Here is a 7,384-nt window from a genome sequence, read left to right on the forward strand (position 1 = left end):
TCCGCAGGGCGGCACCGCATCGTCGTGTCGTGTAGCGTCGTTGTTGCCCTTCGGTCTAGAAGGGCGGCTTGTCTGCTTCATCCGCCGTGGCGCGGCGGGACAGAGCCTCTTTCAGAAGAACCTCGATCTGGGCATTAACGCTGCGCAATTCGCCGCCCGCGGTGTGCCGGATCATGTTCAATATTGCGGGTTCGATCCGCAGCGGAAAAGCCACCCGCTCCGGTCCCGGTGGACGTCCAGCCATGGTCAGTCCCTCAAGGCGCTTTGGCTTATCGGGGCCAGGTGTCCCCATCGCTGGGATACTATGGCGGGGTACCTCAGCATCTTCATGGAGCGTTTGACCGGAGCGTTGGCAACGGCGCGGCGAATGGCTGCGGGCGATCCGTCATTGAGCAATAGGGACATCATGGGCCTCGTTCGAACCTGATGTTTTGATACCGGCAATGAATTGCCGCAGGATTACGCGATGCAAAACGCCGCGGACATGGTGACCCGCGGCGTCTTGTTTTCATTCAACGCTGGAACCTGCGGTAACCGCAGCTTACTGGAAGTAGCTCTGCAGCGGCTTCACTTCCAGATTGCCGGCCTTCAGCGCCTTGATGGCAAGCGCTGCCGCTTCCGCGCCGGCCATCGTCGTGTAGTAAGGCACCTTCTGCATCAGCGTCGCGCGGCGCAGTGACTTCGAGTCAGAAATCGCCTTGGTGCTGTCGGTGGTGTTGATGACGAGCTGGACCTGACGGTTGCGGATGGCGTCTTCGATATGCGGACGGCCTTCCTGCACCTTGTTGATCTTTTCGGCGTTGATTCCCTTTTCGGCGAGGAAGCGCTGCGTGCCGCCGGTGGCCAGCACCTTGAAGCCGCTTTCCACGAGAATGCGGATGGCGGGCAGAACGCCTTCCTTGTCCTCGTCACGCACCGAGACGAAGACCGCACCGGAGCGGGGCAGGTCGACGCCGGCGCCGAGCTGGCTCTTGGCGAAGGCCAGCGCGAAATCGGTGTCGAGGCCGATGACTTCGCCGGTCGAGCGCATTTCCGGTCCGAGCAGAATGTCGACGCCGGGGAAGCGGGCGAAGGGGAAGACGGCTTCCTTGACGGCAATGTGCTTCAGGTTGCGCGGATCGGGCTTTTCGCCGTAAGCGGCAATCGCCGGATCGAGCTTCTCGCCGGCCATGACGCGGGCGGCGATCTTGGCGATCGGCGCGCCGATGGTCTTGGCGACGAAAGGCACGGTGCGCGAGGCGCGCGGATTGACTTCGAGAACGTAGATCGTGCCGTCCTTGATGGCATATTGCACGTTCATCAGGCCGCCGACATTGAGCGCCTTGGCAAGCGCCGTCGTCTGGCGTTCCAACTCGTCGACGATTTCCTTCGACAACGAACGGACCGGCAGCGAGCAGGCCGAGTCGCCCGAATGGATGCCGGCTTCTTCGATGTGCTCCATGATGCCCGAGACGAAGACGCTTTCGCCGTCGCACAGCGCATCGACGTCCACTTCCACGGCGTTGGTCAGGTAGCTGTCGAACAGCAGCGGGTTCTTGCCGAGCAGGGTGTTGATCTGGCCGGTCTTGTCGTTCGGGTAACGCTGCTTGATGTCCTCGGGTACGAGGCCCGGAACCGTGTCGAGCAGATAGGTCTGGAGCTGGCCTTCCGAATGGATGATCTGCATGGCGCGGCCACCCAGAACGTAGGACGGGCGAACGACCAGCGGAAAGCCGATTTCCGAAGCGACGAGGCGGGCCTGCTCGACCGAATAGGCAATGCCGTTGTTCGGCTGGGCAAGATCGAGCTTCATCAGCAGCTTCTGGAAGCGGTCGCGGTCTTCCGCAAGGTCGATCATGTCGGGCGCGGTGCCGAGGATCGGGATACCGTTCTTTTCCAGGGCTTCTGCGAGCTTCAGCGGGGTCTGGCCGCCGAACTGCACGATGACGCCGACCAGCTCGCCCTTTTCCTGTTCGGCGCGCATGATCTCGATCACGTCTTCGGCCGTCAGCGGCTCGAAATAGAGGCGGTCGGAGGTGTCGTAGTCGGTGGAAACCGTTTCCGGGTTGCAGTTGATCATGATCGCTTCGAAACCGGCATCCTTCAGCGCGAAGGCGGCGTGGCAGCAGCAATAATCGAACTCGATGCCCTGGCCGATACGGTTCGGGCCGCCACCGAGGATGACGACCTTCTTGCGGTCGGAGACCTGCGCTTCCGAACGGGCGGCGCCGACGAACGGGATTTCATAGGTCGAATACATGTAAGCGGTCGGCGAGGCGAATTCGGCGGCGCAGGTGTCGATGCGCTTGAAGACCGGACGAACATTCAGGCTGTTGCGCAGTTCGGCCACTTCCTTCGGACGCTTGGACGTCAGGCTGGCGAGGCGGGCGTCGGAGAAGCCCATGGCCTTCAGCATGCGCAGGTTTTCCGCATCCTGCGGCAGGCCGTGCTCGCGAATGCGGGCTTCCATGTCGACGATGGCCTTGAACTGGGCGATGAACCACGGGTCGATCTTTGAGTTCTCGTGGACTTCCTCTTCGCTCATGCCCATGCGCAGCGCTTGGGCGACCATGCGCAGGCGGTCCGGCGTCGGCGTGCCGATGGCGGCGCGGATGGCGTTCTTGGAGCCTTCGCCTTCCTCGTAACCGGGGATTTCGATTTCATCGAGACCGGTGAGGCCGGTTTCCATGCCGCGCAGCGCCTTCTGCAGCGATTCTGCGAAGGTGCGGCCGATGGCCATGACTTCGCCGACCGACTTCATGGCGGTGGTGAGGATCGGCGAAGCGCCGGGGAATTTCTCGAAGGCGAAACGCGGGATCTTGGTGACGACATAGTCGATGGAAGGTTCGAACGAAGCAGGGGTCGCGCCGCCGGTGATGTCGTTTTCCAGCTCATCCAGCGTATAACCGATGGCGAGCTTGGCGGCGATCTTGGCGATGGGGAAGCCGGTTGCCTTGGAAGCCAGCGCAGAGGAGCGCGACACGCGCGGGTTCATTTCGATGACGACCAGGCGGCCGTCCTTCGGGTTGACGGCGAACTGCACGTTCGAACCGCCGGTTTCCACGCCGATCTCGCGCAGCACCGCAATCGAGGCGTTGCGCATGATCTGGTATTCCTTGTCGGTCAAGGTCAGCGCCGGCGCAACGGTGATCGAGTCACCCGTGTGGACGCCCATCGGATCGATGTTTTCGATGGAGCAGATGATGATGCAATTGTCCGCCTTGTCGCGGACGACTTCCATCTCATATTCCTTCCAGCCGAGAACCGATTCTTCGACCAGAACTTCCGTCGTCGGCGAGGCGTCGAGACCGCCCGAGACGATGTCGAAGAATTCCGAGCGGTTATAGGCAATGCCGCCGCCGGTGCCGCCAAGCGTAAACGACGGGCGGATGATGGCCGGCAGGCCGACATGATCGATGGCCTGAGCGGCAATCGCCATGGCATGGGCCATATAGCGCTGCTTGCGGTCGGTCTCGCCAAGGTTCCACTGGTTTTCGAGATCGTCCAGCGCCTTGTCGAGATCGGGACCGGAAAGCTTGCCCTTCAGCTCGGTGCGGGCTGCCTCGTGCTTCTTGCGGTCGGCATCCTTGATTTCGGTGGCGTTGGCCAGCATGGAGCGCGGGGTTTCAAGGCCGATGCGGGCCATGGCTTCGCGGAAGAGAGCGCGGTCTTCGGCCATGTCGATGGCTTCCGGCTTTGCGCCGATCATTTCCACATTGTAACGGTCGAGAACGCCCATGCGCTTGAGAGAGAGCGCGGTGTTGAGCGCGGTCTGACCGCCCATGGTCGGAAGAAGCGCATCCGGACGTTCCTTGGCGATGATCTTTGCCACGACTTCGGGCGTGATCGGCTCGACGTAAGTGGCGTCGGCAAGGCCCGGATCGGTCATGATCGTCGCCGGGTTGGAGTTGACCAGGATGACCCGGTAACCCTCTTCCTTCAGCGCCTTGCAGGCCTGGGTGCCGGAATAGTCGAATTCACATGCCTGACCGATGACGATCGGTCCCGCGCCGATGATGAGGATGGACTTGATATCTTGGCGCTTCGGCATGGCTCTCTCGTTCCGCTTTTCGGTTGCGCAAAACACCGGCCAGGGTGAAGGATCACCGGTCGGGGGGCGCAATTCAAATGTTTTCAGGCTAGAAGCGGCTTATAGGCAAATGTTTTTGAGAACGGAACCCCATAAATTCCGGAATCGACAGAAACTCTTAACCGGCAGGGACAAGCGTGGCGAAACGAGCCTGTACCGCGGCACTGTAAGAGCGGCTGACGGGGATTTCACTGCCGTCTCTGGTCATGACATGCAGACGGCCGGCCTGTTTGCGCAGGGAGACAAAGTCGGCATCGGCAATCCAGTGGGAACGATGCACCTGTAAACCCGCCGTCTGGCCGAGTTCTTTCAGCGCATCGGCAAAACGTAGCAGAACCAGCTGCTGCCCGCGCGTGGTGACGATTTGCGTGTAATGATCCTGCACCGACAGCCGCAGCAATTCTCCGCGCTTTTGCGGCGGCAATCGTTCCAGCAAGGGGATGATGCTTTTCACGTCCCTATCTGCATTTGCCTTTGTGTCCGTTTCGGCGTCCGCCACCTTTTCGAAGGACTGGCGGGTCGTAAGGTAACTCAACAGGCAGAAGATCGCGCAGAGCGGCAGGGATGAGAGGCTGCTCTTCAGAACCGGCGTGAGACCCATCTCCTTGCCGTAGAAAATCTGATTGGTGATGGTGAGCAGCAGCCCGATCGGCAGTGCCGCCGTCAGCGAGCCGATCATCATGCGTGTCAGCATGTTGTCGATGTGGCCTGAAAGGATCGTATTGGCGATGACCGAAAAGGTGATGGCGAGCATCCAGGCACCCGCCTGAATGATAGTCCAGTAAAGCAACCGGTCGGCGAAGCTCATGGTTTCGCTCGTTCCGAAAGGCCCGGTCAAGATGAAGATCGCCAGCACGGCAAGAAATGTCAGCCATAGCCTGCGCGATTGCAGCATGGCGTGCATTTCACGAAGCGTGAATTGCAGAGACGGGTGATCCACGAAGTTTTCCTGCTGATGGCGCCAATCCGTTTTTCTTCTCCGCATGTTTTGCCGAAATTGGCTTCGATTTCAACCGAACCGAAACAGCGCCCATGTCATTCCAGCCTTTGTTAGATGCATCGCTTGCCGTGCAGTTCCATGTTGCCACCGTCGTGCCCGCAGCCCTTCTTGGGGCCTTCATTTTTCTGCGCCCAAAGGGCACCGCCATTCACCGGCTGCTCGGCAAGATCTGGGTGGTGCTGATGGTCGCGACTGCGGCGTCTACCTTCTTCATCCATGAATTGAAGGTGTTTTATGGTTTCAGCCCGATCCATCTGCTTTCCATCTTCACCATCTACGGGTGTCTGCAATCGATCTATTTCGCCCGCCGCGGTGATATCAGACGCCATATGCGGATCATGCAGAGCGTTTATCTCGGCGGCATCGTGATTGCCGGAGGTTTCACCTTCGTTCCCGGCCGCATCATGCATGAGGTTGCTTTTGGTGATGGCAGAGCCGGATTTTTGGTTCTTTCCGCCGGCGCTCTCCTGTTTGTCGTCCTGTTTCTGACCGTGCTGAAACAAAGACGCAGAGCCGCATGACGCTCTCCGTTTGCCACCTCTGCTTTCTTCCGGAACAAGATGTATTATAGTGCCGTTATAAGGCAGCTTGTTGAGGCGGAACCGCCGGGAGAAGAGCATGGAATGGAGAGGGCGTCGCCAGTCGGACAATATCGAGGATCGGCGCGGCATGTCGGCGGGATCGGGTGATCCTTTTTCCCGCGGCGGTATGCGGGTGCCGATCGGACGTCGCGGCGGCGGCATCGGCATTGGCGGTCTTCTGGTCATTCTGTTGATCAGCTGGGTGCTCGGCATCAACCCGCTAACGCTGCTGACCGGCGGCGATCTGTCGATGGATGGCGGCGGTACGACGCAATCGGGGACCCAGCAGTCCGGCACGCGACCACAGGGACAATCGTCCGACGAGACGACCGCCTTCGTCCGCACCGTCCTTGCCGAGACGGAAGATACGTGGAGCGGCATTTTCCAGTCGGCCGGGGAGACCTATCAGAAGCCGACGCTGGTTCTGTTCTCCGGACAGGTGTCTTCCGCCTGTGGTTATGCTTCCGCTGCCAGCGGCCCGTTCTATTGCCCGGGCGACCGCAAGGTCTATCTCGACACCAGCTTCTTCAAGGAACTCGACCAGCGTTTCGGCGCGGCCGGCGATTTCGCGCAAGCTTACGTGATTGCGCATGAGGTCGGCCACCACATCCAGAACCTGACCGGCGTTCTGCCGGAGTTCAACCGCCGCCGTCAGTCGATGAGCCAGACGGACGCCAACAAGATGTCGGTGCGCGTCGAGCTCCAGGCGGATTGTTATGCCGGCATCTGGGGCAAGTTCACCGAGCAGAAGGGTATTCTCGAAACCGGCGACCTCGAGGAAGCGCTGAACGCCGCCCACCAGATCGGCGACGATACGCTGCAGAAGCAGACCCAGGGCTATGTGGTGCCTGACAGTTTCAACCACGGCACCTCGGCACAGCGCGCGGAGTGGTTCAAGCGCGGTTTCCAGAGCGGCCGTGTCGAAGATTGCGATACGTTCTCGGCGAATATCTGAGAGCCGGACAGGAGAGGGGGCTTTTCAGCCCCCTTTTCATTTAGCGCATCAAAAGCGCCACGGCATACATGCCGAGGGCGAAAACCGTATGGGCCACGAGGTTGAGAAAGCGGACCTTGTTCGGGTTGGGGGTCTTCGACGCTGCCCAGCCAATGCCGAGCCCCGGCTGCAACAGGAACCAGCCCGCGCCAACCGTTACGATGCCGACGATCCACGGCTCAATGAACGAAGGATTGGCAAACCACGCGGCCGGGACTACCAGCGCTAGAACGATGCCATAAAGAATGCCGACGGCGTAATGTGAAATCCAGCCGAGCGCCAGTTCATGTTCATAGGGTTCAGCCGTGGCGATACTGTCGTGAAATATCGTACCTTTCGGCACATGCCAGAACCAGCGGCCGACCGGCGCCCAGTTCGGCGCGGACTGGCCGAAGAACCGGTGCAGCACGATTGCCCATATATCCATAAACACGGTGCCGCTGATGCCCATGGCAATGCCGCGCCAAATCAGTTCCAGCATAGATCCCTCCGCATGATCATGATCGATCAAGCTCTAGCGGATCACGCCGGTGGCGGAAACCGGCTATTGCCGGAGCGGACAAGAAAAATGGCCGGATCGCTCCGGCCATCAGAGTGGTGAGAAAGGCGCAAGACCTCGCCCCCGTCATGCTCGTGCTTGTCCCACTGCTGTCCGGTTTAAATTTGGTGGACATGGCGCACGGTGTTGATTCTACTCGTATTCGAGCGTTTGGCGACGATCTCGGACACGAAAGAGGAGC

6 protein-coding genes are annotated in these 7,384 nt (G+C 60.3%); 2 read left to right on the forward strand and 4 right to left on the reverse strand.

The window, feature by feature from the left end; all coding sequences use genetic code 11:
• Positions 1-55: 55 nt before the first annotated feature.
• The 3 genes from ACQZ40_RS10800 to ACQZ40_RS10810 all read right to left on the reverse strand — a co-directional run bounded on the left by ACQZ40_RS10800 (position 56) and on the right by ACQZ40_RS10810 (position 5,054).
• Complete coding sequence (locus tag ACQZ40_RS10800; protein ID WP_174036264.1) at positions 56-244, reverse strand: type II toxin-antitoxin system antitoxin; 189 nt, start codon at positions 242-244, stop codon at positions 56-58.
• A gap of 297 nt (positions 245-541) precedes the next feature.
• The gene (gene carB / locus ACQZ40_RS10805) at positions 542-4,030 is read right to left on the reverse strand and encodes a carbamoyl-phosphate synthase large subunit (RefSeq protein ID WP_448747920.1); all 3,489 of its coding nucleotides are present in this window, start codon (positions 4,028-4,030) and stop codon (positions 542-544) included.
• Positions 4,031-4,187: 157 nt separating this feature from the next.
• Positions 4,188-5,054 (reverse strand): LytTR family DNA-binding domain-containing protein, encoded by an 867-nt coding sequence (locus ACQZ40_RS10810; protein WP_448747921.1) that lies wholly within the window; start codon positions 5,052-5,054, stop codon positions 4,188-4,190.
• Between the two features lie 47 nt (positions 5,055-5,101).
• Between ACQZ40_RS10810 and ACQZ40_RS10815 the strand changes: the two genes are divergently transcribed.
• Together ACQZ40_RS10815 and ypfJ are read left to right on the forward strand one after the other, a co-directional pair.
• Positions 5,102-5,590, forward strand: a complete 489-nt coding sequence (locus ACQZ40_RS10815; protein WP_220317236.1) for a DUF2306 domain-containing protein — start codon at positions 5,102-5,104, stop codon at positions 5,588-5,590.
• Positions 5,591-5,687: 97 nt separating this feature from the next.
• A complete protein-coding gene (ypfJ, locus tag ACQZ40_RS10820) occupies positions 5,688-6,605 on the forward strand; it encodes a KPN_02809 family neutral zinc metallopeptidase (protein WP_078051812.1) in 918 nt (305 codons plus the stop codon).
• 40 nt (positions 6,606-6,645) lie between these two features.
• Here the strand turns inward: ypfJ and ACQZ40_RS10825 are convergent, their stop codons facing one another.
• Positions 6,646-7,125: a DUF2938 domain-containing protein gene (locus tag ACQZ40_RS10825; protein ID WP_448747922.1), complete on the reverse strand. Its 480-nt coding sequence runs from the start codon at positions 7,123-7,125 to the stop codon at positions 6,646-6,648.
• Positions 7,126-7,384: the final 259 nt, after the last annotated feature.

This window comes from Agrobacterium sp. 16-172Ci (assembly GCF_053522725.1).